Origin of the sequence: Klebsiella sp. A52 (assembly GCF_018388785.1) — a bacterium.
In the GTDB taxonomy this organism is placed as follows: domain Bacteria; phylum Pseudomonadota; class Gammaproteobacteria; order Enterobacterales; family Enterobacteriaceae; genus Klebsiella; species Klebsiella aerogenes.
This window is the reverse complement of the sequence record NZ_CP074437.1, coordinates 2,373,241-2,398,148: the sequence shown is the minus strand read 5'-3', so window position 1 is coordinate 2,398,148 and position 24,908 is coordinate 2,373,241. Positions and strand designations below refer to the sequence as shown.

Annotated in this window: 17 protein-coding genes; 4 read left to right on the top strand and 13 right to left on the bottom strand. The window is 55.9% G+C overall.

All coding sequences use genetic code 11. From position 1 onward, the window contains the following. Nucleotides 1–4: 4 nt before the first annotated feature. Nucleotides 5–913, bottom strand: a complete 909-nt coding sequence (gene cysD / locus KGA69_RS11265) for a sulfate adenylyltransferase subunit CysD (RefSeq protein ID WP_015369979.1) — start codon at nt 911–913, stop codon at nt 5–7. 9 nt (nt 914–922) lie between these two features. After that, on the bottom strand, nt 923–2,329 hold the full coding sequence (gene cysG / locus KGA69_RS11260) for a siroheme synthase CysG (RefSeq protein WP_161801932.1): 1,407 nt from the start codon (nt 2,327–2,329) through the stop codon (nt 923–925). A gap of 246 nt (nt 2,330–2,575) precedes the next feature. On the opposite strand from cysG, the gene KGA69_RS11255 reads away from it, so the two are divergent. Then, complete coding sequence (locus KGA69_RS11255; protein ID WP_049060795.1) at nt 2,576–3,622, top strand: aminopeptidase; 1,047 nt, start codon at nt 2,576–2,578, stop codon at nt 3,620–3,622. Between the two features lie 73 nt (nt 3,623–3,695). Here KGA69_RS11255 and cysH read toward each other — a convergent pair whose 3' ends face one another. The 3 genes from cysH to cysJ all read right to left on the bottom strand — a co-directional run bounded on the left by cysH (nt 3,696) and on the right by cysJ (nt 8,043). After that, on the bottom strand, nt 3,696–4,430 hold the full coding sequence (gene cysH / locus KGA69_RS11250; protein ID WP_015369976.1) for a phosphoadenosine phosphosulfate reductase: 735 nt from the start codon (nt 4,428–4,430) through the stop codon (nt 3,696–3,698). Nucleotides 4,431–4,531: 101 nt separating this feature from the next. Next, on the bottom strand, nt 4,532–6,244 hold the full coding sequence (gene cysI, locus KGA69_RS11245; RefSeq protein ID WP_015369975.1) for an assimilatory sulfite reductase (NADPH) hemoprotein subunit: 1,713 nt from the start codon (nt 6,242–6,244) through the stop codon (nt 4,532–4,534). After that, on the bottom strand, nt 6,244–8,043 hold the full coding sequence (gene cysJ / locus KGA69_RS11240; RefSeq protein WP_049060494.1) for an NADPH-dependent assimilatory sulfite reductase flavoprotein subunit: 1,800 nt from the start codon (nt 8,041–8,043) through the stop codon (nt 6,244–6,246). The genes cysI and cysJ overlap by 1 nt, the downstream gene beginning before the upstream one ends. A 317-nt stretch (nt 8,044–8,360) precedes the next feature. On the opposite strand from cysJ, the gene queD reads away from it, so the two are divergent. Beyond that, entirely contained in the window at nt 8,361–8,726 is a 366-nt protein-coding gene (gene queD / locus KGA69_RS11235; RefSeq protein ID WP_015369973.1) for a 6-carboxytetrahydropterin synthase QueD, read from the top strand. 66 nt (nt 8,727–8,792) lie between these two features. Here queD and KGA69_RS11230 read toward each other — a convergent pair whose 3' ends face one another. Continuing rightward, the gene (locus tag KGA69_RS11230) at nt 8,793–9,581 is read right to left on the bottom strand and encodes an SDR family oxidoreductase (protein ID WP_080986078.1); all 789 of its coding nucleotides are present in this window, start codon (nt 9,579–9,581) and stop codon (nt 8,793–8,795) included. A 191-nt stretch (nt 9,582–9,772) separates the two neighbouring features. Beyond that, nucleotides 9,773–10,444 (bottom strand): 7-carboxy-7-deazaguanine synthase QueE, encoded by a 672-nt coding sequence (gene queE / locus KGA69_RS11225; protein ID WP_047044321.1) that lies wholly within the window; start codon nt 10,442–10,444, stop codon nt 9,773–9,775. A gap of 512 nt (nt 10,445–10,956) precedes the next feature. Here queE and KGA69_RS11220 point away from each other — a divergent pair. Continuing rightward, the gene (locus KGA69_RS11220) at nt 10,957–12,066 is read left to right on the top strand and encodes an SDR family oxidoreductase (RefSeq protein ID WP_045395337.1); all 1,110 of its coding nucleotides are present in this window, start codon (nt 10,957–10,959) and stop codon (nt 12,064–12,066) included. A 67-nt stretch (nt 12,067–12,133) separates the two neighbouring features. Here KGA69_RS11220 and eno read toward each other — a convergent pair whose 3' ends face one another. From eno to rlmD, 5 genes are all read right to left on the bottom strand, one after another. Then, nucleotides 12,134–13,432 carry a phosphopyruvate hydratase gene (gene eno / locus KGA69_RS11215; RefSeq protein WP_015369968.1) on the bottom strand — a complete coding sequence of 433 codons (1,299 nt, stop codon included), beginning with the start codon at nt 13,430–13,432 and terminating at the stop codon, nt 12,134–12,136. Between the two features lie 80 nt (nt 13,433–13,512). Further along, nucleotides 13,513–15,150, bottom strand: a complete 1,638-nt coding sequence (gene pyrG, locus KGA69_RS11210) for a glutamine hydrolyzing CTP synthase (RefSeq protein ID WP_015703305.1) — start codon at nt 15,148–15,150, stop codon at nt 13,513–13,515. 279 nt (nt 15,151–15,429) lie between these two features. Beyond that, nucleotides 15,430–16,221, bottom strand: a complete 792-nt coding sequence (mazG, locus tag KGA69_RS11205; protein WP_015703306.1) for a nucleoside triphosphate pyrophosphohydrolase — start codon at nt 16,219–16,221, stop codon at nt 15,430–15,432. A gap of 507 nt (nt 16,222–16,728) precedes the next feature. Then, nucleotides 16,729–18,966 carry a GTP diphosphokinase gene (gene relA / locus KGA69_RS11200; RefSeq protein WP_047078980.1) on the bottom strand — a complete coding sequence of 746 codons (2,238 nt, stop codon included), beginning with the start codon at nt 18,964–18,966 and terminating at the stop codon, nt 16,729–16,731. Between the two features lie 182 nt (nt 18,967–19,148). Continuing rightward, nucleotides 19,149–20,453, bottom strand: coding sequence for a 23S rRNA (uracil(1939)-C(5))-methyltransferase RlmD (gene rlmD / locus KGA69_RS11195; RefSeq protein WP_213293100.1), 1,305 nt, complete (start codon nt 20,451–20,453; stop codon nt 19,149–19,151). Nucleotides 20,454–20,563: 110 nt separating this feature from the next. Here rlmD and barA point away from each other — a divergent pair, with 110 nt between their 5' ends. Next, the gene (gene barA / locus KGA69_RS11190) at nt 20,564–23,314 is read left to right on the top strand and encodes a two-component sensor histidine kinase BarA (protein ID WP_213293099.1); all 2,751 of its coding nucleotides are present in this window, start codon (nt 20,564–20,566) and stop codon (nt 23,312–23,314) included. Between the two features lie 442 nt (nt 23,315–23,756). Here the strand turns inward: barA and KGA69_RS11185 are convergent, their stop codons facing one another. Continuing rightward, entirely contained in the window at nt 23,757–24,896 is a 1,140-nt protein-coding gene (locus KGA69_RS11185) for a glycerate kinase (protein WP_045397589.1), read from the bottom strand. Between the last annotated feature and the right edge of the window lie 12 nt (nt 24,897–24,908).

Below are 24,908 nucleotides of genomic sequence, written 5' to 3'. Positions count from 1 at the left end.
CTCCTTAGAAATAACCCTGACGTTTTTTCAGCTCCATGGAGCCTGCCTGGTCGCGGTCAATGACGCGCCCCTGACGTTCGCTGGTGGTGGATACCAGCATCTCTTCAATAATTTCCGGCAGCGTTTGCGCGTTGGACTCTACCGCGCCGGTCAGCGGCCAGCAGCCGAGGGTACGGAAGCGTACCATCTGCTTTTTGATCATCTCGCCCGGCTGCAGATCGATACGGTCGTCATCGATCATCATCAGCATGCCGTCGCGCTCCAGTACCGGGCGTTCTGCCGCCAGGTACAGCGGGACGATTTCAATATTTTCCAGGTAGATGTACTGCCAGATATCCAGCTCGGTCCAGTTAGAGAGCGGGAAGACGCGAATGCTTTCGCCTTTGTTAATCTGACCGTTGTAGTTGTGCCACAGCTCCGGACGCTGATTTTTCGGGTCCCAGCGGTGGAAACGATCGCGGAAGGAGTAAATTCGCTCTTTAGCGCGGGATTTCTCTTCATCGCGACGCGCGCCGCCGAATGCGGCATCAAAGCCATATTTGTTCAGCGCCTGCTTCAGGCCTTCGGTTTTCATGATATCGGTGTGCTTGGCGCTGCCGTGAACGAACGGGTTGATGCCCATCGCCACCCCTTCCGGGTTTTTATGCACGAGCAGTTCACAGCCGTAGGCTTTGGCGGTACGGTCACGGAACTCGTACATCTCACGGAATTTCCAGCCGGTATCGACGTGCAGCAGCGGGAACGGCAGGGTTCCCGGATAAAACGCTTTGCGCGCCAGATGCAGCATTACGCTGGAATCTTTACCGATGGAGTACATCATCACCGGGTTAGAGAATTCGGCGGCCACCTCACGAATGATATGGATGCTTTCCGCCTCCAGTTGCCGCAGGTGAGTGAGTCGTTTTTGGTCCATAACCGTTCCTTAAGCCAGATTTACCACCGAAGAGTTAAACCCCTCGCTAGATGTTGTGTGTTGAAACCAGGCGAGCTGCTGATGCAGCTGTACCACTTCGCCCACCACCAGTAGCGCGGGCATTGGGGCATCTTTCGCCAGATGTTCGAGCTGTTGTAACGTGCCGGTCAGCGTCTGCTGATCCTCGCGGGTGCCGCGGGAAATCACCGCCACCGGGGTATTCGCGTCGCGGCCATGGGCGATCAGCTGAGCGCTGATGTCCGCCGCTTTCATGGTGCCCATGTAAATCGCCAGCGTTTGTTGGCTCTTCGCCAGCAGCGCCCAGTCAAACGGCGCGCTGTCAGATTTATAGTGACCGGTGACGAAAACTGCGCTTTGCGCATAATCGCGATGGGTCAGCGGGATGCCGGCATAGGCCGTCGCGCCCGCCGCGGCGGTAACGCCTGGCACCACCTGGAAGGGGATCCCGGCGGCGGCCGCCGCCTGCAGCTCTTCCGCGCCGCGCCCGAAAATAAACGGGTCGCCGCCCTTCAGGCGCACCACCGTTTTCCCGGCTTTGGCGGCATCCACCAGCATTTGATTCGTTTCGTGCTGCGGTACGGAGTGCTCGCCCGCGCGCTTACCAACGCAGATCATTTCGGCATCACGGCGCACCAGCTCGCGCACGCTCTCGGTCACCAGGTGGTCATAAAACACCACGTCCGCCTGTTGAATCGCCTGCAGTCCGCGTAGCGTCAGCAGCCCGGCATCTCCCGGCCCAGCGCCAACCAGAATAATTTCGCCCACGCTGCGTTCCGGTCTGTCGAGTTCATCCTGCAGCGCCCGCTCCGCCGCCGCGTGGTTACCGGCCACCATCAGGCTGGCAAAACGCCCGGTGAAAACGCGCTCCCAGAAGCGACGCCGCGCTTCGGTGGTGGTCAGACGGGTTTTGAGATGATGGCGCCAGTAGCTCGCCGTTTCGGCCAGCCGCCCCAGATTGGTGGGCAGTAGCGCTTCGATTTTTTCTCGCAGAATGCGCGACAGCACCGGCGCCTTGCCGCTGGAGGAGATCGCCACCAGCAATGGCGACCTGTCGACAATAGAAGGAAAGACGAATGAGCACAGCGGCTGGTCATCCACCACGTTCACCAGGCGGTAGCGGGCGTTAGCCGCGGCAAACACCCGCTGGTTGAGTTCACGATCGTCGGTTGCGGCAATCACCAGAAATACATCGTCCACTTGTTGTTCATCAAAGGCGGTCGCCCGCCAGCTAATTTGCTGACGTTCCACCTGTTCAGCGAGCTCCGGCGACAGAACGGCGGCGACCACCTGTACCTTCGCCTGCGCCCGCAGCAAGAATTTAATCTTGCGGACGGCAATTTCACCGCCGCCGATAACCAGCACGGGTCTCTCTTTCAACTCGGCAAACAGGGGCAAGTAATCCACGGCGCAACAACTCTCTTACATTCAGCAATAGAGGGACTATAGGGGGCTGCTTTGAGCAAATGAAATTACGAAATGGAATGAGTTGTGACGCAAAAGAATAACGAGCTGGAAATCTAAATATCAAAAAGTGCTTAACGCGCGCATTTTCCGCTATTTAAGAGCAAATGAAATTGTTTAAGCGGCGTCACAGTTTCATACTAACGCCGTCGAAATGTTTTGCTCGTGTAAGGACCCACTATGTTTTCCGCGATGTGCCGCCGTCTGCTTCCGCTGGCGCTTGGCACAGGTTTTGTCTTCTCCGCCGCTCCGGCATTCAGCGCCCTGGGCGACACCGCAAATACGCAGGCCCGCCATATTGCTACCGTCTTCCCTGGAAGAATGACCGGTACGCCGGCCGAGATGCTGTCAGCCGATTATCTTCGTCAACAATTTGCCCAGATGGGTTATCAGAGCGACGTGCGCAGTTTCAATACCCGCTACATCTATACCGACAGCAACCAACGTAAGAACTGGCACAACGCCACCGGCAGTACGGTAATCGCCGCGCATGAGGGCCAGTCTCGCCAGCAAATCATCATTATGGCGCACCTCGATACCTATGCCCCGCAGAGCGATAAAGACGTAGAGAACAACCTCGGCGGCCTGACCCTGCAGGGGATCGACGACAATGCGATGGGGCTCGGCGTATTACTGGAGCTGGCGGAACATTTAAAGAACGTCCCCACCCGTTACGGCATTCGCTTTATCGCCACCAGCGGCGAGGAAGAAGGCCGCCTGGGCGCGCAAAATTTGCTGAAACGCATGAGCGAGGCGGAAAAGAAAAACACGCTGCTGGTGATTAATCTCGATAACCTGGTGGTCGGCGATAAGCTCTATTTCAACAGCGGGCGCAGCACGCCGGCATCGGTACGTAAGCTGACCCGCGATCGCGCGTTGGCTATTGCCCGGAGCCACGGCATTGCCGCGTTCATCAATCCAGGGCTGAATCCGGAGTTCCCGAAAGGTACTGGCTGCTGTAACGACGCCAGCGTTTTTGACAGCGCCGGGATCCCGGTACTCTCCGTGGAAGCGACTAACTGGTCATTGGGTAAAAAGGATGGATATCAGCAGCGCAGTAAAACCCGCAGCTTCCCGCAGGGTACCAGCTGGCATGACGTGCAACTGGATAACCAACAGTATATCGACAAAGCGCTGCCGGGAAGGATCGAGCATCGCGGGCGCGATGTAGTCAAAGTGATGCTGCCGCTGGTGAAAGAGCTGGCGAAAGTTGAGAAGAAAAACTGATTTGCGCAAAGCGAACCCGCGGTATAGCCCGCGTGTCCGCTTTGGAATAACACTCTCCGGCATAGCGCATCGCTTAGCCTTCGTGCAATCCGCACTCGCGCTTGAGGCCAAAGAAGCGGGTCTCTTCTTCCGCCATACCGGGTTCCCATTTACGGGTGGTGTGAGTGTCGCCGACGGACAAATACCCCTGCTCCCATAGCGGGTGGTATTTCAGGCCGTGCTTTTGCAGATACTGATAAACCGTCCGGTTATCCCAGTCGATAATCGGCAGCAGCTTAAAGACGCCGCGCTGGATAGCCAGCACCGGCAAATGCGCCCGGCTGCCGGACTGCTCGCGGCGCAGGCCAGCGAACCAGGTGCGGGTATTAAGCTCCTTCAGCGCTCGGTTCATCGGTTCAACTTTGTTGATTTCATTGTACTTCTCAATGCCTTCAACGCCCTGCTCCCACAGTTTGCCATAACGCGCTTCCTGCCAGGCGGCGCTTTCCGTCGCCCGGTAGACTTTAAGGTTCAGGTTGAGCTTCTCGGTTAATTCATCAATGAACTGATAGGTTTCCGGGAACAGATAGCCGGTATCGGTCAGGATCACCGGAATGTCCGGGCGCAGCTGATTCACCAGATGCAGGCTGACCGCTGCCTGAATACCAAAGCTTGAAGAGAGCGCATAGTCGCCGGGCAGGTTTTCCAGCGCCCATGCCACGCGTTCTTCGGCACTGAGTTTTTCCAGCTGAGTGTTAACTTCCGCCAGCGCCATTACGCGTTCTACTTTAGGCAGATCGTTCAGCGCGTTTAGATCGAGTTTGGACATAGATTCCTCACTGTGTGCCTTGCCTGATGGCGCTTCGCTTATCAGGCCTACGCGAATGGTAGGCCGGATAAGGCATTCATGCCGCTATCCGGCAATTCAGGTTATTCCCAGAAATCACGCGCTGGATCGAGCACCGGGCGAATGATGCCCGCACGCACCGTAAAGTCGCCGAAGCCTTCACCCGCTTCGCGCTCTTTCGCCCAGCGCCCTACCAGCTCGTCGAGCGAAGCAAGGATCTCCGGCTCGGTGATATTTTCACGATACATCCGTGGGATGCGCGTCCCGCTACGGTTGCCGCCGATATGCAGGTTATAGCGGCCAGGCGCTTTCCCTACCAGGCCAACTTCCGCCAGCATCGCGCGGCCGCAGCCGTTCGGGCAACCCGTGACGCGGGTTACGATATGCTCATCACCGACGCCGTGCTTGCTCATCACCTCTTCCACTTTGTCGATAAACGATGGCAGGAAACGCTCGGCTTCAGCCATCGCTAACGGACAGGTCGGGAACGACACGCAGGCCATCGAGTTCTCACGCTGCGCCGTGACGGCATTCATCAGGCCATGATCGCGCGCCAGTTTCTCGATCCGCGCTTTCTGATCTTCCGGTACGCTGGCGATGATCAGGTTCTGGTTGGCGGTGATGCGGAATTCACCTTTGTGAATCTTCGCGATCTCCAGCAGGCCAGTTTTCAGCGGGCGGCCCGGATAATCCAGAATACGGCCATTCTCAATAAACAGCGTCAGGTGCCAGTTATTATCGATGCCTTTAACCCAGCCGATGCGATCGCCGCGGCCGGTAAACTCGTAAGGGCGAATCGGTTCGAATTTGATCCCGGCACGGCGCTCAACTTCCGCCTTGAAGGTCTCCACGCCGACGCGCTCGAGGGTATATTTGGTTTTCGCGTTTTTACGATCGGTACGATTACCCCAGTCACGCTGGGTGGTCACGACCGCTTCCGCCACCGCCAGAGTGTGCTCCAGCGGCAGATAGCCAAATTCGCTAGCGGTTCGCGCATAGGTTTTCTTATTCCCATGCTCGATAGACAAACCGCCGCCCACCAGCAGGTTAAAACCAACCAGCTTGCCGTTTTCCGCAATCGCCACGAAGTTCATATCATTGGCGTGCAGATCGATATCGTTCTGCGGCGGGATCACCACCGTCGTTTTGAATTTACGCGGCAGATAGGTCTGGCCGAGGATCGGTTCCTCATCGGTGGTGGCGACCTTTTCCTGATCCAGCCAGATCTCAGCATAGGCGCGAGTACGCGGTAACAGATGCTCGGAGATCTTCTTCGCCCACTCGTAGGCTTCGGCATGCAGCTGCGACTCAAACGGGTTCGAGGTGCACAGCACGTTACGGTTCATGTCGTTGGCGGTCGCCAGCGCGTCCAGCCCAACGGAGTGCAGCATCTGATGCACCGGCTTCACGTTCTTCTTCAGAATACCGTGAAACTGGAAAGTCTGACGGTTAGTCAGGCGAATACTGCCGTAGATGGTGTTATCCGCGGCGAACTTATCGATCGCCTGCCACTGTTTGGTGGTGATAACGCCGCCCGGCAGACGGCAGCGCAGCAGCATCGCGTGGCGCGGCTCCAGTTTCTGCGCCGCGCGTTCCGCGCGAATATCGCGGTCGTCCTGCTGGTACATGCCGTGGAAGCGGATGAGCAGGAAGTTGTCGCCTTTAAAACCGCCGGTCAGGCCGTCATTTAAATCTTCCGCAATGGTGCCGCGCAGGTAGTTGCTCTCGATCTTCATACGCTCGGCGTCGGAGAGTTTACCTTCGACCACCAGCGGGCCAGGATGTTTTTCGCTCATTAGTAGACATCTCGCTGATAACGGCGCTCAACGCGCAGCTCACTTAAAAATTCGTCCGCCGCTTCGGCGTCCATCGCGCCGTATTCGGCAATCACTTCCAGTAACGCCTGCTCGACGTCTTTCGCCATACGATTGGCATCGCCGCAGACATAAATATGGGCGCCGTCGTTAATCCAACGCCACACTTCAGCCCCCTGCTCGCGCAGTTTGTCCTGTACATAGACTTTTTGTTGTTGATCGCGGGACCAGGCCAGGTCGATACGGCTCAGCACGCCCTCTTTGACGTAGCTCTGCCATTCCACCTGATAGAGGAAATCTTCCGTGAAGTGCGGATTGCCGAAGAACAACCAGTTCTTCCCTTCCGCCCCTTCCGCCGCGCGCTGCTGCATAAAGGCGCGGAACGGCGCGATCCCGGTTCCAGGGCCAATCATGATAACCGGGGTTTGCGGGTTAGCAGGCAGACGGAAATTGTCATTGTGTTCGATAAAGATGCGCACTTCACCATCTTCTTCCACGCGGTCGGCGAGGAAGCTGGACGCGCCGCCGGCGCGGGCGCGGCCTTCGATGTCATAACGCACGACGCCAACGGTAACGTGAACTTCGTTTTCCGCTTCCGCCTGCGAGGAAGCAATAGAGTAGAGGCGCGGCGTCAACGGACGAAGCAGGCCGATTAAGGCTTCTGCGTCCAGCTGTGCCGGCGAGAAGCGCACCATATCGACGATAGGCGTCGTGGCGGCGTAGTGCTGCAGCTGCGCTTTATCGCCGACCAGCGGCAGCAGCGTTTCACTGCGGGTCAGGGTGGCATAGTTCTCAACAATATTGGCGGTATTGACCGTCAGCTCAAAATGCCACTCCAGCGCTTGCGCCAGCGGCAGCGTTTTGCCTTCTACCGTAACCGGTTCATCACCTTTCAGCCACAGCAGCTCCACCAGCTCTTTGACCAGCGCCGGATCGTTCTGGTACCAGACGCCAAGAGCGTCTCCCGGCTGATAACGCAGGCCGGAATCACCCAGATCGATCTCGATATGACGGACATCTTTTTCCGAGTCGCGACCGGTTATTTTCTGATTCACTGCAAGCGTCGCCGTCAACGGCGCTTCTTTAGTATATGGGCTGGTGTGAATTTCATTGACCGCGCCGCTGGTAGCAAGCTGGGCCGGCGCAGCCGTCGGCGCGCGCGCCTTCAGCACATCCACTACGCGAGCGCGCCATTCCGCCGCCGCGGCTTGATATTCAACGTCGGCATCAACGCGATCGAGCAGGCGTTCGCCGCCCAGCTCGGCCAGTTTGCTGTCGAAATCTTTGCCGGACTGGCAGAAAAACTCATAGGAGGTATCGCCGAGACCAAACACCGCGAAGGCGGTGCCATCAAGCTTTGGCGCTTTCTTTGAAAACAGGAATTTATGCAATGCGACGGCTTCTTCCGGCGGCTCACCTTCGCCCTGGGTCGACGTCACCACGACCAACAGTTTTTCACCGGCGATTTGTTTGAATTTATAGTCGCCAGCGTTCACCAGTTTCACATTCAGCTGCGCGGCCTGCAGATCGTCGCGCAGCGCTTCAGCAACCCGACGCGCGTTGCCGGTTTGCGAAGCGGAAATCAGGGTGATGGCCGGCGCTTCTACCGCCTTAGCGGGCGCGCTTACCGCGGCGCCGGGCTGCTGGTTCAGCATGCCCCAGAAGTAGCCGGATACCCAAGCCAGTTGGGTTGGCGTAAAGTCGGTCGTGGCCGCCTGTAGGCGCGCCAGTTGCTCCGGGTTAAGCGGCAGCAGATTGGAAGGTGGGGCCTGTGTCGTCATGCGTCGTTATGTTCCAGTAAGCAAAGCTGTTATTCACGCCCTGTCAGCGCGACAAAAACAGAAGAGATTGTAAGGTTAACGGCGGGCATACTAACAATTAAAGAAGGGATGGAAATAACAAATAACCAAATGGACTAACCTGTTTTAGTTATAGTTATTAACAACAAAACCGATTAGTTAATCCATTGAAAAGAAAGAAATTGAATCAACAAAAAAGCGCAAAAACGGTGATTTTGCGTTCAGGGCCGTTTTAGTTAATGCTAAAAAATGTACTTTCCGGTACCCTACGGCGGTTTTTTTCGTCCTGTTGAGAGTTAATGATGTCCACCACGCTGTTTAAAGATTTCACCTTCGAAGCCGCCCACCACCTGCCGCACGTACCGAAAGGCCACAAATGCGGTCGCCTGCATGGTCACTCTTTTATGGTGCGTCTGGAGATTACCGGTGAAGTCGATCCCCATACCGGGTGGATCATGGATTTCGCCGAGCTGAAAGCCGCGTTTAAACCGACTTACGATCGTTTAGACCACTATTACCTGAACGATATTCCAGGACTGGAGAACCCCACCAGCGAAGTGTTGGCCAAATGGATTTGGGATCAAATGAAACCGCTGGTTCCTCTGCTGAGCGCGGTAATGGTGAAAGAGACTTGCACCGCAGGCTGCGTCTATCGCGGCGAGTAATTCCCTGCTTATCCGCCATCGGGCTGCTGCCCTGGCGGTTTTCTATTTCATCCAACGCCGTGTGAATCAGCGCACCAGATAGCCGCCATCCACCGCCAGAATATGACCGTTGACGTAGTCCGAGGCCCGGCTGGCGAGGAAAACAACGGCGCCCATTAAATCCTCTGCTTCTCCCCAACGGCCAGCGGGTATATGCGCCAGCACGCGTCGGTTCTCTTTTGGGATGCTGCGGGTAATAGCGGTCATTTCGGTTTCGTAATAGCCGGGCGCGATGCCGTTGACCTGGATATTATATGGGCCCAGCTCATCGCAGTAGGCTTTGGTTAATCCAGCCAGCGCATGTTTGGTGGCGGCATAGGCCGGCGACCAGCTGCCGCCGAGATAAGAAAACACCGAGCAGATGTTAATAATCTTACCGCTTCGCCGCGGGACCATAATTTTAGCGGCTTCGTGGCTGAGCTCAAATGCCGCCGTCAGGTTAGTTTCGATCATCGGATCCCAGTCTGTGCGACCAAAGCGCAGCACCTTATTCAACTGACAAATACCAGCATTGTTCACCAGAATATCAACGGTACCAAAACGCTCGCAGCAGGTGGCGATAATCCGCTGCGGCATGCCGACATCGGTGATATCCGCCAGCATGAATTCCATCTCAACGCCCTGCCGTTCGATATGTTCGCGGGTTAGAGTATGTTCTTCGCGCAGAGCGGGAATAAACAGATTCGCGCCGGCTGTCGCCAGGGCGACGGCAAAAGCCTGACCAAGGCCGCTATTGCCGCCGGTAACGATAGCGGTTTTCCCCTTGAGCGAGAAGAAGTCCATAGAGAAGGCAGTGGGTGGATCAATTGGCTGCATGGTTAACTCATTCCTTAAGTCAACGTATCAATAGCCCGCCTGAGGCGGCTGAATTAACGCGCCAATGATAGCATTGCTGTCATGACGGCGTATCTCAACCCCAGCGCTGGAGCCAAATGCGAAGATGAATTCATATATGAAGAAGAGAGCTGCCGGGCGGTGAGCCACCTACCCGGCAAATAGAGTGGGGATCAGGCGATGTTAAGGTATTTATGCGTCTGCATGGATAACCGCCAGTTCCGGGCGATACAGGTCTCAATGCACAGACGCGTCGCGTCTTCTTTTTGGCTAATCGGCTGTAATGCAATAATCCGCGGCTTTTCATCTGCCAGCGTTTCCAGCAGTTCATCCAGCGCTTCGATATCGCGCACGCGGCCAACCGGATGCTTGATTTCATCTGCACGTTGCAACGCCTGAGAGAGCACATCGTAGCCGCCGCGCATGTTCACCTTCGGCGAGACCGTAACCCAGGTATTGTGGCTGCAGCGCACTTCATGGGTGCCGCTGGTTTCAATCTGGCAACTGAAACCGTTTTGCTCAAGCAGGTCGGTCAACGGCGTAAGATCGTGAATGCAAGGTTCGCCGCCGGTAATCACTACGTGACGGGCGGTCCACCCCTGACGGCCAATGATTGCCAGCAGATCGTCGCTGGTCGCCGGGCCCCACTTATCGCTCTCTTTGGTTTTAGCGAGGATACTAAATAGAGACACTTCCCGATCGGCCAGCTTATCCCAGGTATGTTTGGTATCGCACCAGGCGCAACCAACCGGGCATCCCTGCAAACGAATAAAAATGGCAGGCACGCCGGTAAAGTAACCCTCGCCTTGCAAGGTCTGGAACATCTCGTTAATCGGGTACTGCATAGTCATCTCTGTTCAGGTGGTAAAAAGGTATTATCGCAGATTCAGGCGCTCAGGTCTTGTCCTCAGCTGCGCTTACCTGAGCCCATGGTCAGCGGGGCGTAAACCCTCTTTTTATATTAGTTAGCGAACTATGAAATAAGCACAGAATGTATTTACGATATATTAAGTATTATTTTAGCATGTGCCACACTCACTCATTAACCCGTTCATTGATTACTCTCTTCAGAAGTATCTGCGTGCGGATAAAGATGTAACAAATAATGTTTTTCATGATCGTAATAGCATTATTTATGATTGTCTAAATCGATAAAAAATCACAATTAATCAAAGATGTACAAACCGATACATGAAACAATGAATCTTTTATCTATGCATACTGTCCAATTCAATTCACTTAATTTCCATAGCTTAAAATAAGCTTAAGAAACCGACGGTTACAGCATTTTTTATTTAATCTCCGTTTAATTTTCCGCGCCTAGAATCCAGTCGACCAACCATGAGAGACTGCATTCATGAATACATTATTAATTACAGGCGTTACCGGATTTCTGGGTGGAGCGGTATTAGAAAATATCCTTAATAACGAAAATGGGATTAATCTATTGCTCCTGGTGCGAGCCAATAACGATGAAGCGGCTCTGGCCCGGGTGAAGGAAAACCTGCGTAAATTCAATATTGCAGAGGAGAAGCTGGCCGCATTAACTACCCGGCAGATCCTGCTCGGCGATTTGTCATCCCCGGAGGCGTTCCTGAGCGACCCGCGTCTGGAGCAGGTCACTCACGTTATCAACAGCGCCGCCGTCGCCTCATTTGGCAATAACCCGCTCATCTGGAAAGTGAACGTCGAAGGGACGTTCAAATTTGCCCAACGGATGTCCCGCGTAGCTGGACTACAACGTTTTCTCCACGTCGGGACCGCGATGTCCTGTACCCCGGAGCCCGATTCGCTGGTCGCTGAAAGCGCTGAATTCCGCGAGCACGCCGAGCATCTGGTGGAGTATACCCATTCCAAATCGACGATTGAGCGCCTGATGCAGGAGCAGTGCCCGACGTTACCGTTAGCCATCGCCCGCCCTTCTATCGTCGTTGGTCATACTCATCACGGTTGCCAGCCCTCCAGCAGCATTTTTTGGGTGTTCAGCATGGGGCTTATGTTGCAAAAATTCCTCTGCTCCCTGGAAGACCGCGTTGATGTTATCCCGGTCGACTACTGCGCCGACGCACTGCTGATGTTATTACAGCGCCCGCTGGCGCGCGGCGAAGTGGTGCATATCTCCGCCGGAGAAGAAAACAGCGTGAAATTTGCGGAAATCGACCGCGCGATGGCCTCAGCGCTGGAGCAGGCTCCGGTAGGCGATCGATACGCGCAGGTCAGCTATGAGACGCTGGTTAAAATGCGCCGTGAGTTGAAGGATATTTTTGGCCCGTGCAACGAGCGCCTGATGCTCAAAGCGATGCGCCTGTATGGCGCCTTCGCGACGCTGAACGTCCGCTTCAGCAATGATAAGCTGCTGAGCATGGGCATGCCCAAACCGCCGCGTTTCACCGATTATATCGACCGCTGCGTACAAACCACCCGCGGGCTTTCTATCCCCCAGCAAATGGCCGTCGATTTCAAGTAAGTGCAAATAGCGGATAAAAAAAATGCCAGTCCGCAGACTGGCATTTTTATTTCACAAAAAGTCAGGATTACGCCTGGCCTTTGATCTCTTTACGACCATTGTACGGCGCTTTTTCACCCAGCGCTTCTTCGATACGAATCAGCTGGTTGTATTTAGCAACGCGGTCAGAACGGCTCATAGAACCAGTTTTGATCTGGCCTGCAGCGGTACCAACAGCCAGGTCAGCGATGGTAGCGTCTTCAGTTTCGCCAGAACGGTGAGAGATGACAGCGGTGTAGCCAGCGTCTTTCGCCATCTTGATTGCAGCCAGAGTTTCGGTCAGAGAACCGATCTGGTTGAATTTGATCAGGATGGAGTTAGCGATGCCTTTCTCGATGCCTTCTTTCAGGATCTTGGTGTTGGTTACGAACAGATCGTCACCAACCAGCTGGATTTTGTCGCCCAGTACTTTGGTCTGGTATGCGAAACCGTCCCAGTCAGACTCGTCCAGACCATCTTCGATGGACACGATCGGGTACTGTTTGGTCAGTTCTTCCAGGAAGTGGGTGAATTCTTCAGAGGTGAACGCTTTGTTGCCTTCGCCAGCCAGAACGTATTTACCGTCTTTATAGAATTCAGAAGCTGCGCAGTCCATCGCCAGAGTGATGTCTTTGCCCAGTTCGTAGCCTGCTGCTTTAACCGCTTCAGCGATAACAGCCAGCGCTTCAGCGTTGGAACCCAGGTTCGGCGCGTAGCCGCCTTCGTCACCAACTGCAGTGTTCATGCCTTTGGATTTCAGAACTTTCGCCAGGTGATGGAACACTTCAGAACCCATACGTACGGCTTCTTTCAGAGTCGGCGCGCCAACCGGCTGAATCATGAATTCCTGGATGTCGACGTTGTTGTCAGCGTGCTCACCGCCGTTGATGATGTTCATCATCGGAACCGGCATAGAGTATTTGCCCGGAGTGCCGTTCAGTTCAGCAATGTGTTCGAACAGCGGCTGGCCTTTAGAAGCAGCTGCTGCTTTGGCGTTCGCCAGGGATACTGCCAGGATTGCGTTCGCACCGAAGTTGGATTTGTTTTCAGTACCGTCCAGGTCGATCATGATCTTATCGATGCCAGCTTGATCTTTAGCATCTTTACCCAGGACTGCCTGAGCGATCGGGCCGTTTACCGCAGCAACAGCTTTGGTTACGCCTTTACCCAGGAAACGGGATTTGTCGCCATCGCGCAGTTCCAGCGCTTCGCGGGAACCAGTAGAAGCACCTGACGGAGCAGCTGCCATACCGACGAAACCACCTTCCAGGTGTACTTCGGCTTCAACAGTCGGGTTACCACGGGAGTCGATGATTTCACGACCGATGACTTTAACGATTTTGGACATTAGGTTTTCCTCAGTACAAGTTAAACTAAAACTCCAGACAAACAATGCACCCAATTGGGTGCATTGCCGTTCTAACTCTTTTACTTCGCCTGACGTTTCTGGTACTCGCTCGCGGCTTTCACAAAGCCGGCAAACAGCGGGTGGCCGTCACGCGGCGTCGAAGTAAACTCCGGGTGGAACTGGCAGGCCACAAACCACGGATGGTTCGGCACTTCGATGATCTCGACCAACTGATCATCCCCGGAACGGCCCGCAACGCGCAGGCCGGCAGCTTCAATCGGTTTCAACAACATGTTGTTGACTTCGTAGCGGTGACGATGGCGCTCGGTGATTGTCGGCTCGCCGTACAGCTGACGAACCAGAGAATCATCACCCAGCTGGCACTGCTGTGCGCCAAGGCGCATGGTGCCGCCGAGGTCGCTCTTCTCGGAACGAACCTCAACGTTGCCTTCTTCGTCACGCCATTCGGTAATCAGCGCCACCACCGGGTACTTACAGTCTGGCACAAATTCCGTAGAGTTGGCGTTTTCCATGCCCGCTACGTTGCGCGCGAACTCAATCAGCGCAACCTGCATACCCAGGCAGATGCCCAGATATGGAATATTGTTCTCACGCGCATAGCGCGCGGTGGCGATCTTGCCTTCAACGCCGCGGTAGCCGAAGCCGCCCGGGATGAGGATCGCGTCCAAATCTTTGAGGATTTCGACGCCGCGCGTTTCAACATCCTGCGAATCGATAAGCTTGATGTTGACGGTCACGCGGTTTTTCAGACCACCGTGTTTCAGCGCTTCAATCACCGATTTGTAGGCATCCGGCAGTTCAATGTACTTACCGACCATACCAATGGTGACTTCGCCTGCCGGATTAGCTTCTTCATAGATTACCTGTTCCCATTCGGCCAGGTTTGCTTCCGGACAAGTTAAGCTGAATCGTTTACAAATATAATCGTCCAGCCCCTGAGATTTCAACAGGCCTGGAATTTTATAAATGGAATCGACGTCTTTCAGAGAAATCACAGCCTTTTCCGGGACGTTACAGAACAATGCAATTTTTGCACGCTCGTTGGCCGGAACCGCGCGATCGGAGCGGCAAATCAGAATATCAGGCTGGATACCGATGGAGAGTAGCTCTTTCACAGAGTGCTGAGTCGGTTTAGTTTTGACTTCACCCGCCGCCGCCATGTATGGCACCAGGGTCAAGTGCATGAACAGGGTATGCTCACGGCCGATTTCTACCGCCATCTGGCGAATAGCTTCGAGGAACGGCAGGGATTCGATATCGCCTACGGTACCGCCGATTTCAACCAGCACCACGTCATGGCCTTCGCCGCCAGCCAATACACGCTCTTTGATGGCGTTGGTGATGTGCGGGATAACCTGTACGGTTGCGCCCAGATAGTCGCCACGGCGCTCTTTACGCAGAACGTCGGAGTAGATACGACCAGTGGTGAAGTTGTTGCGGCGAGTCATCTTGGTGCGGATGAAACGCTCGTAGTGGCCCAGGTCCAGATCGGTTTCAGCGCCGTCTTCAGTAACGAACACTTCCCCGTGCTGGATTGGGCTCATGGTGCCCGGATCGACGTTGATGTACGGATCCAGTTTCATGATAGTTACATTGAGCCCACGGGCTTCAAGAATGGCTGCCAGGGAAGCTGCGGCAATGCCTTTACCCAGAGAGGATACGACCCCGCCGGTCACAAAAATATAGTTCGTTGTCATGCTGAACCTGAGAAGTTAGGGTAAAACGATGGAATAACCAGGACGGGAAAGTAGTATACCCGAACATGCGTGACGCCACAAACTTTCATTCTCCCCTCCTCTTCTTTCTACCAGCCGCACCTGCGTTGCGACTCGAACAACTCGAAGAGGCAGGCTACATGGTGTTTCAACAACATAACGGAATGAGAAAATAGCCGCTTTTGGCGAAATGTTTTTGACGTAAATCAAGCGCTTGTTATTTATAAAATCACACAAATAGCGCTTGATCACGAAAACTCGTTAGAGATCAGTTTCCTGGCGTTTTACTTCCTGCCACACTTCTTCCATGGTTTCGAGGTCAACGCCGGTCATTTCCAGACCTCTGGCGGCAACAATACGCTCAACTTCGCGGAAGCGGCGCTCAAATTTGAGGTTCGCTTTCTGCAACGCGACCTCGGCTTTGACTCCTAAATGGCGGGATAAATTCACCGTGGCGAACAGCAGATCGCCCACTTCCTCTTCCAGTTTAGCTTCATCAACCACCGCCTGCTGCGCTTCATGCATGACTTCATCTATCTCTTCATGCACCTTATCGAGCACCGGCCCAAGCGAGGTCCAGTCGAAGCCCACCGCCGAGCAGCGACGCTGAATTTTATGCGCGCGCATCAGCGCCGGCAGGCTATGCGGAATATCATCCAGCGCCGAGTGTTGCGCCTTTTCCGCTCGCTCCGCGCTCTTGATCTGCTCCCAGCGCGCCAGCACTTCCGCACTGTTCCCGGCTGAAGCATCGCCAAAAATATGCGGATGGCGACGTTCCAGTTTGTCGCTGATGGCGGCGCAGATATCGTTGAAATCAAAACGCCCCTCTTCTTGCGCCATCTGCGCATAGAACACCACCTGGAATAGCAGGTCGCCAAGCTCGCCGCGCAGATCGTCAAAATCTTCGCGCGCAATGGCGTCCAGCACTTCATAGGTCTCTTCAAGGGTGTAAGGGGCGATAGTGGCAAAGGTCTGTTCTTTATCCCACGGGCAGCCGTTTTCCGGGTCGCGCAGGCGGCGCATGATGCCGAGCAGGCGGTCAATTTGAGTCATGTGACAATCCTGGAAATTTAAAAAATAGTTGGCCGGATAAGACATTGATACCTTATCCGACGTTACGAAATTGCCGGATGGCGGCTTCGCCTTATCCGGCCTACAGACGAATTAACCGCCGTGTAGCGATTGTCGCGCGGGCGCTTTTAAGACAAAGCCGCGGACCGTAGGCCGGATAAGGCATTTATGCCGCCATCCGGCGCGGCGAAATTAAGCGCCGTGCAGCGGTTGTCGTCCGGGCACTTTTAAGACAAAGCCGCGGACCGTAGGCCGAATAAGGCATTTATGCCGCCATCCGGCGCGGCGAAATTAACCGCCGTGCGGCGGTTGTCACTCGGGCGCTTTTAAGACAAAGCCGCGGACCGTAGGCCGGATAAGGCATTTATGCCGCCATCCGGCGCGGCGAAATTAAGCGCCGTGCAGCGGCTGTCGCCCGGGCGCTTTTAAGACAAAGCCGCGGACCGTAGGCCGGATAAGGCATTTATGCCGTCATCCGGCGCGGCGAAATTAACCGCCGTGCAGACGACGCGCGTCGATCACATCCGGCACCTGGTTCAGCTTGCCGAGCACCCGGCCCAACACCTGCAGGTTGTAGATTTCAATGGTCATATCGATGGTCGCCAGCTGCTGTTTGGTATCGCTGCGACTGGCCACGCCCAACACGTTCACCTTCTCGTTGGCAAGAATAGTGGTAATGTCGCGCAGCAGGCCGCTGCGGTCGTTGGCAACCACGCGCACCACCAGCGAATATCCCGCCGAGTAGCTCTCGCCCCATACCGCATCAACGATACGTTCCGGCGCGTGAGACTGCAGCTCAGCCAGCTGATCGCAGTCGGCGCGGTGCACCGAGATCCCGCGCCCCTGGGTGATGAAGCCGACGATTTCGTCACCGGGAATCGGCTGGCAGCAGCGGGCGATGTGATGCATCAGGTTGCCGACGCCCTCAACCACCACCCGGCCATTGTCTTTACTGCGGTTCTGCGGGGTATAGGTTTTCTGCTGCAGCTGCTTCAGCGCGGCGGCATCCTGTTCCGCAGCGCTCGGTTTGTTGAACTGCGCCTGCAGGAAGTTGACCATCTGGTTAAGGCGAATATCGCCGCCGCCGATAGCCGCCAGCAGTTCATCCAGTTCATTAAAGTTGTAGCGCGGCAGCAGATGTTTCTCGGCATCCTTCAGGCTGATCCCCAGATGCTCGAGCTCATCGTCAAGGATCTGCCGCCCGGCGAGAATGTTCTTGTCGCGATCCTGTTTACGGAACCAGGCGTGAATTTTGGAGCGCCCGCGGCTGGTGGTCACGTAGCCGAGGTTCGGGTTCAGCCAGTCGCGGCTTGGGTTGGGCTGCTTCTGAGTAATTATCTCAATCTGATCGCCCATCTGCAGCTGATAGGTGAACGGCACAATGCGCCCGCCAATTTTCGCGCCGATGCAGCGGTGCCCGACATCGCTATGGATATGGTAGGCAAAGTCGAGCGGAGTGGAGCCCGCCGGCAGGTCAACCACGTCGCCCTTCGGCGTAAACACGTAGACCCGGTCGTCGAAGACCTGGCTGCGCACTTCATCGAGCATTTCGCCGGAGTCGGCCATCTCTTCCTGCCAGGCGATCAGCTTACGCAGCCAGGCGATACGGTCTTCATGACCGCGGCCGCCGCTCGCCCCGGCGCTGGCGCCCTCTTTATACTTCCAGTGCGCCGCCACGCCGAGCTCGGCGTCTTCATGCATCTGTTTGGTGCGAATTTGGATCTCGACCGTTTTCCCGCCCGGCCCAAGCACTACGGTATGAATAGACTGGTAGCCGTTCGGTTTCGGGTTAGCAACGTAATCATCAAATTCGTCAGGCAGATGACGATAGTGGGTATGCACGATCCCCAGCGCCGCGTAGCAATCCTGTAAACGTTCGGCGACGATACGAACCGCGCGCACGTCAAACAGCTCATCAAAAGCGAGATGCTTCTTCTGCATTTTGCGCCAGATGCTGTAGATATGCTTCGGACGCCCGTACACCTCAGCCTTCACGCCTTCGGTTTTCATTTCTGAGCGCAGATGGCCGACAAATTCATCGATGTAATGTTCGCGGTCGATACGGCGTTCATGCAGCAACTTTGCAATGCGCTTATATTCGGCTGGATGCAGGTAACGGAAGCAGTAGTCTTCCAGCTCCCACTTCAGTTGACCGATCCCTAAGCGGTTCGCCAGCGGCGCATAGATATTGGTACACTCTTTTGCGGCCAGTACGCGCTCATCTTCGGGTTCATCTTTTACCTCGCGCAGGTGAGCGATACGTTCCGCAAGCTTGATAACCACGCAGCGGAAATCATCGACCATCGCCAGCAGCATGCGGCGAATATTGTCGACCTGTTCTGAGGAGACGGTATCGGTGTGCGTGGCTTTGAGCTGGCGAATCGCCGCCATATCACGCACGCCGTGAATCAGGGTAACGACGGATTTGCCGACGCTCTCTTGCAGGACTTCTTCGCTGACGACGTTGCCGTCCGCCAGCGGAAACAGCAAAGCGGCCCGCAAGGTATCGATATCCATATTCAACATGGAGAGAATTTCAACCATCTCCACGCCACGCCATAACAGGAGATCTGCCTGCGGGTGTCCCTGCGTTGTTACGCGACAATAATCCCAGGTCTCGGCTAAGCGCTCACACGACTGCTGGCTGGAAATCCCCAGACTCGCGATCCATTTCTTCGGGTCAAACTCACCAGCTTTATTAAGATGTGCACTTCTTACCGCAACCATTGTCCTCTCCTTAAGGGACTCAGCCTACCGAAGTCAGCAAGCCATATTTATACCCGTCATTCTTCAAGCTGCATGTGCGTTAGCTTTCCTGCAACTCGAGTTATTGAGGGTATCTACTTCATCCTTCAGTCCACACCGCCACCAGGCATCTTCACTGTCGCCTCGATGCGGGCTGAACAATTTTATGTAAGCTCGCGCTCAAACAATACTATCGATTCCAGGTGCCCGGTGTGCGGGAACATGTCCAGCATCGCCAGACGTTGAATGCGATATCCCGCCTGAAGCAATGCCTCGCTATCGCGCGCCAGCGTCGCCGGGTTACATGAAACATAGACCACTCGCCGCGGAGCCAGCTTGATAATATGCGCCATCACGCCCGGCGCCCCGGCCCTTGCCGGATCGAGTAGAATTTTATCAAAGCCGTGCTTCGCCCAGGCTTGCCGGGTGACATCTTCCTCCAGGTTTTCATGAAAGAAAGTCACGTTTTGCAACCCATTGAGAGCGGCATTTTCCCGCCCCTTTGCCACCAGCGCGGGCACGCCTTCGACGCCCACCACGCTCGCCGCCGCTTTGGCCAGCGGCAGGGTGAAATTACCCATACCGCAAAACAGATCCAGAACGCGGTCCTGCGGCTGAATATCTAACCAGGCCAGCGCCGTACTTACCATCTTCTGGTTTACGCCATCGTTGACCTGGATAAAATCGCGCGGACTGAACACTAAGCGTAGTCCGTCTGACGTGTACCATGGCTCATCGCCGCGAATATGTTCAAGTATCTCGCTTTGCGGCGCGAGGTACAGGGATAGACCGTGAGTTTGCGAAAAACGTTCCAGTTTTTCTTTATCCGCCGCCGTCAGCGCGGCGGTATGGCGTAAAACCATCAGCGGGCCGTTGTCCGCCTGCACCAATTCAACGTGGCCTAGATGACGCTGTGACTGCAGGCTGGTTAAACACTCGCGCACCGCAGGCAACAACGCCTCAAGTTGGGGCACCAAAACAGGGCACTGCACCACATCGATGATTTCGCTGGAGTTGGCCTTACGAAAACCCATCTGCAGTTGTTGGGTCTTCGGCTGATAATTCAAGCTCAAACGCGCCCGACGACGATAGCCCCAAGGTTCAGCGGCTATAATGTCGTCAACGTCACGTTTCATCAGGCGGGAGAGCGCGGCGCGCTTGCTTTGCTGCTGTAGTTCAATGCTAGCATGCTGCTGCTGGCATCCGCCGCAGACGCCGAAATGCGCACAGCGCGGCGCAATGCGCTGTGGGCTGTCGTTGAGGCGGCGTTTAACCTGAGCGCGGGCATACTGTTTTTTATCCTCTACCAGCACGACTTCCGCCTGCTCTTGCGGCAACAGGCCGGGGACAAACAGCGCCTTACCCTGATGACGGGCTACGCCCTGGCCAAAGGGATCAAGGTCATTTACCGTCACGGTTATGATCTGGCGCGTCGTCACACGCCGTTTTGCAGAGTAGAATTGCGCCATTGTAGAGGATTATCTCAAAAATATACTGACTCTATACATGAAATCATTCGGGCTATCGATTCAGAAGCCGTCTGAAGGTTGATATGTATATTCTCCCATAATGGAACCGCATGACCAACTACAGCCTACGTGCTCGCATGATGATTCTTATTCTGGCGCCGACCGTTTTGATTGGTTTGCTGCTCAGTATTTTCTTCGTCGCCCACCGCTATAACGACCTGCAGAGGCAGTTGGAGGATGCCGGCGCCAGTATTATCGAACCGCTGGCGGTATCCAGTGAATACGGCATGAATTTGCAAAATCGCGAGGCGATCGGCCAACTTATCAGCGTGCTTCACCGCCGCCATTCCGATATCGTGCGGGCCATTTCAATCTATGATGCAAAAAACCGGCTTTTCGTTACCTCTAACTTCCAGCTCGATCCGCGAGAAATACAGCTCCCGCGCGGCGCCCCCTTCCCTCGCCGTCTAAGCGTCACCCGCCACGGCGATATCATGGTGCTGCGCACGCCTATTGTGTCAGAAAGCTATCTGCCCGATGAGTCGCCGGAAAGCGATGCTAAAATGCCGGGCAACATGCTTGGCTATGTGGCGCTGGAGCTCGACCTCAAATCCGTTCGCTTACAGCAGTACAAAGAGATATTTATCTCAAGCGTCATGATGCTGTTTTGTATCGGCATTGCGCTGATTTTCGGCTGGCGATTGATGCGCGACGTGACCGGGCCGATTCGCAATATGGTCAACACCGTTGACCGCATCCGTCGCGGCCAGTTGGATAGCCGCGTTGAAGGTTTTATGCTCGGCGAGCTGGATATGCTGAAAAACGGCATTAACTCGATGGCGATGTCGCTTGCGGCATACCACGAGGAGATGCAGCACAATGTCGATCAGGCCACCTCGGATCTGCGCGAAACGCTGGAGCAGATGGAGATTCAGAACGTCGAGCTGGATCTGGCGAAAAAGCGCGCCCAGGAGGCCGCGCGCATCAAATCCGAGTTCCTGGCCAATATGTCGCATGAGCTACGAACCCCGCTTAACGGCGTGATTGGCTTTACCCGCCTGACGCTAAAAACCGATCTGAACGCCACTCAGCGCGACCACCTCACCACCATTGAGCGTTCTGCCAACAATCTGTTGGCCATCATTAATGACGTGCTGGATTTCTCCAAGCTGGAAGCGGGCAAGCTGATACTGGAAAGCATTCCTTTCCTGCTGCGCAATACCCTGGATGAAGTGGTGACCCTGCTGGCCCATTCGGCGCACGATAAAGGGCTCGAACTCACCCTCAACATTAAAAGCGATGTCCCGGATAATGTGATTGGCGATCCGCTACGTCTGCAGCAGGTCATCACCAACCTGGTGGGTAACGCCATTAAATTCACCGAGCACGGCAACATTGATGTGCTGGTGGAACAGCGGGCGATGAGCAATTCCCGCGTGCAAATTGAAGTACAGATCCACGATACCGGCATCGGTATTCCGGAGCGCGATCAGTCGCGGCTGTTCCAGGCATTCCGCCAGGCCGACGCCAGTATCTCGCGCCGCCACGGCGGCACCGGCCTGGGTCTGGTCATCACCCAGCGCCTGGTCAAAGAGATGGGCGGTGATATCTCATTCCATAGTCAGCCGAACCGTGGCTCCACCTTCTGGTTCCATATCAGCCTTGACCTGAACCCGAACGCCGTTACGGACGGTTTCGATACCCATTGCCTGGCGGGCAAGAAGCTGGCCTACATTGAAGCCAACGCCACCGCTGCGCAAAGCACGATGGAACTGCTGGCAACCACGCCATTGGAGGTGGTCTACAGCCCGACGCTGTCAGCGCTGCCGGATGCCCACTACGATATTTTACTGGCCGGTATTCCGGTGTCGATGCGCGATCTCAGCAATCAGCGGGAGAAGCTGGTCCGCGCCTGCTCGCTTTCCGATACCCTGGTACTGGGATTGCCTTGTCACGCGCAGGTCAGCGCCGAAGAGCTGAAAAGAAACGGCGTCGCCGCCTGCCTGCTCAAACCGTTGACCTCCACGCGGCTTTTCCCGGTGCTGATGGCCTCTTGCCGCGCGCAGCCGCCGGTGCCGCAGCCCTATATCGATAGCGATAAACTGGCGATGACGGTGATGGCGGTAGACGACAACCCGGCCAACCTCAAGCTTATCGGCGCATTGCTGGACGATCTGGTGCAGCATGTCATTCTGTGCGATAGCGGCCAGGATGCCGTTGAGCAGGCAAAACAATCGCAGTTGGATCTCATTCTGATGGATATTCAGATGCCGGATATGGACGGTATTCGCGCCTGTGAATTGATCCGCCAACTCCCTCATCAGCAGCAGACACCGGTGATCGCCGTGACCGCTCACGCCCTTGAGGGTCAGCGCGAGAAACTGCTGGCTGCCGGGATGAACGATTATCTGGCGAAGCCAATTGAAGAAGATAAACTCAACACCCTGCTGTTGCGTTATCAGCCCGGCATGCACGTCGTCACGCCGCAAATCGCCGAACCGGTTGAGCCGGTTATCGACCATAACGTCACGCTCAACTGGCAGCTGGCGCTGCGTCAGGCAGCCATGAAGCCAGACCTCGCGCGGGAGATGCTGCAAATGTTGCTCGCCTTTATGCCGGAGGTGCGCAATAAAGTTGAAGAGCAGCTGGTTGGCGAGACGCCGGAAGGATTGCTGGATTTAATCCACAAGCTGCACGGTAGCTGCAGCTATAGCGGCGTACCGCGGCTGAAAAAACTGTGCCATACCCTTGAAAGCCAGTTGCGCGCCGGTATCGCGCCGGAAGAGCTGGAGCCGGAACTGCTGGAACTGCTAGACGAGATGGATAACGTCGCCCGCGAAGCGTGCAAGATGGGAGTGTAAACCCCGGATAGCGGCGCTACGCGCCTTATCCGGGCTACGCCCTACGGTCCGGTACTCGGTTGGTAGCCCCGGTAAGCGTAAGCGCCACCGGGGACGGTTCCCGGATCGCGGTGTTACGATCCGGTATTCGGTGGTAACCCCGGTAAGCGTAAGCGCCACCGGGGGCGGTTCCCGGATCGCGGTGTTACGGTCCGGTATTCGGTGGTAGCCCCGGTAAGCGTAAGCGCCACCGGGGACGGTTCCCGGATCGCGGTGTTACGGTCCGGTATTCGGTGGTAGCCCCGGTAAGCGTAAGCGCCACCGGGGACGGTTCCCGGATCGCGGTGTTACGATCCGGTACTCGGTTGGTAGCCCCGGTAAGCGTAAGCGCCACCGGGGACGGTTCCCGGATCGCGGTGTTACGCGCCTTGTCCGGGCTACAAATCCCACTGCGCTGCCCGGGTTACCGCTTACCGCCCATCTGCAATACCGCGGCCACGTTACGCGCCGTCATCCTCACGTTGGCGGCGGCGTTCGCCAGCGCTTCGTCCAGGGTACAGACGGTATACAGCACGCTAAAGACCGCATCCAAACCATGCTGATGCACGACGCCAACATCGGCGGTCAGGCTGCCGGCAATCCCAATCACCGGCACGTTGAAGCGTTTCGCGACTTTCGCCACCCCCACCGGTACCTTACCGTGAATGGTCTGGCTGTCGATGCGCCCTTCACCGGTAATCACCAAATCAGCATCAGCCACTAAATCCGCCAGCCGCAGCGCATCGGTCACTATCTCGATCCCCGGTCGCAATTTGGCGCCGCAAAACGCATACAACGCAGCCCCCATACCGCCCGCCGCGCCGCCCCCTTCCAGGCTCAGCACGTCGATATCCAAATCGCGGTCGATAATCTGCGCAAAGTGTTGCAGGCCGCGATCAAGACGTTCAATCATCGCCGTCGTCGCCCCTTTTTGCGGGCCGAACACCGCGCTTGCCCCCTGCGGGCCGGTTAACGGGTTGGTGACGTCGCAGGCGACATCAATCCGGCAATCCGCCAATCTTGGATCCAGCTCGCTGAGATCGATTCGCGCCAGCGTCTCCAGCGCGCCGCCGCCCGGCGCAATTTGCTGTTGCTCCGCGGTCAACAATTTCGCCCCCAACGCCTGCGCCATGCCGGCGCCGCCGTCATTGGTCGCGCTGCCGCCGATCCCAATAATAATCTGCGAGACTCCCGCATCTAACGCGTAACGAATCAGCTCGCCGGTTCCCCAGGAGGTGGTCAGTAGCGGATTACGTCGTGTCGGCGGCACGCTTTCCAGTCCGCTGGCTGCCGCCATTTCAATATAGGCGCAGCGCATATCGCCGGACAGACCGTAAAAGGCTTCGACCGGTTCGCCTAACGGCCCGGTAACGCTGACCTGTACGATATGTCCCTGCGTCGCGGCCACCATCGCCTCAACGGTACCCTCTCCGCCGTCGGCAACCGGGACTTTAACGTACTCCGCATGGGGATAAATCTCGCGGAACCCCGTTTCTATCGCGGTAGCGACATCCAGCGCACTCAGGCTCTCTTTGTAAGAATCCGGCGCGATCACTATCTTCATAAGTGTCCTTAA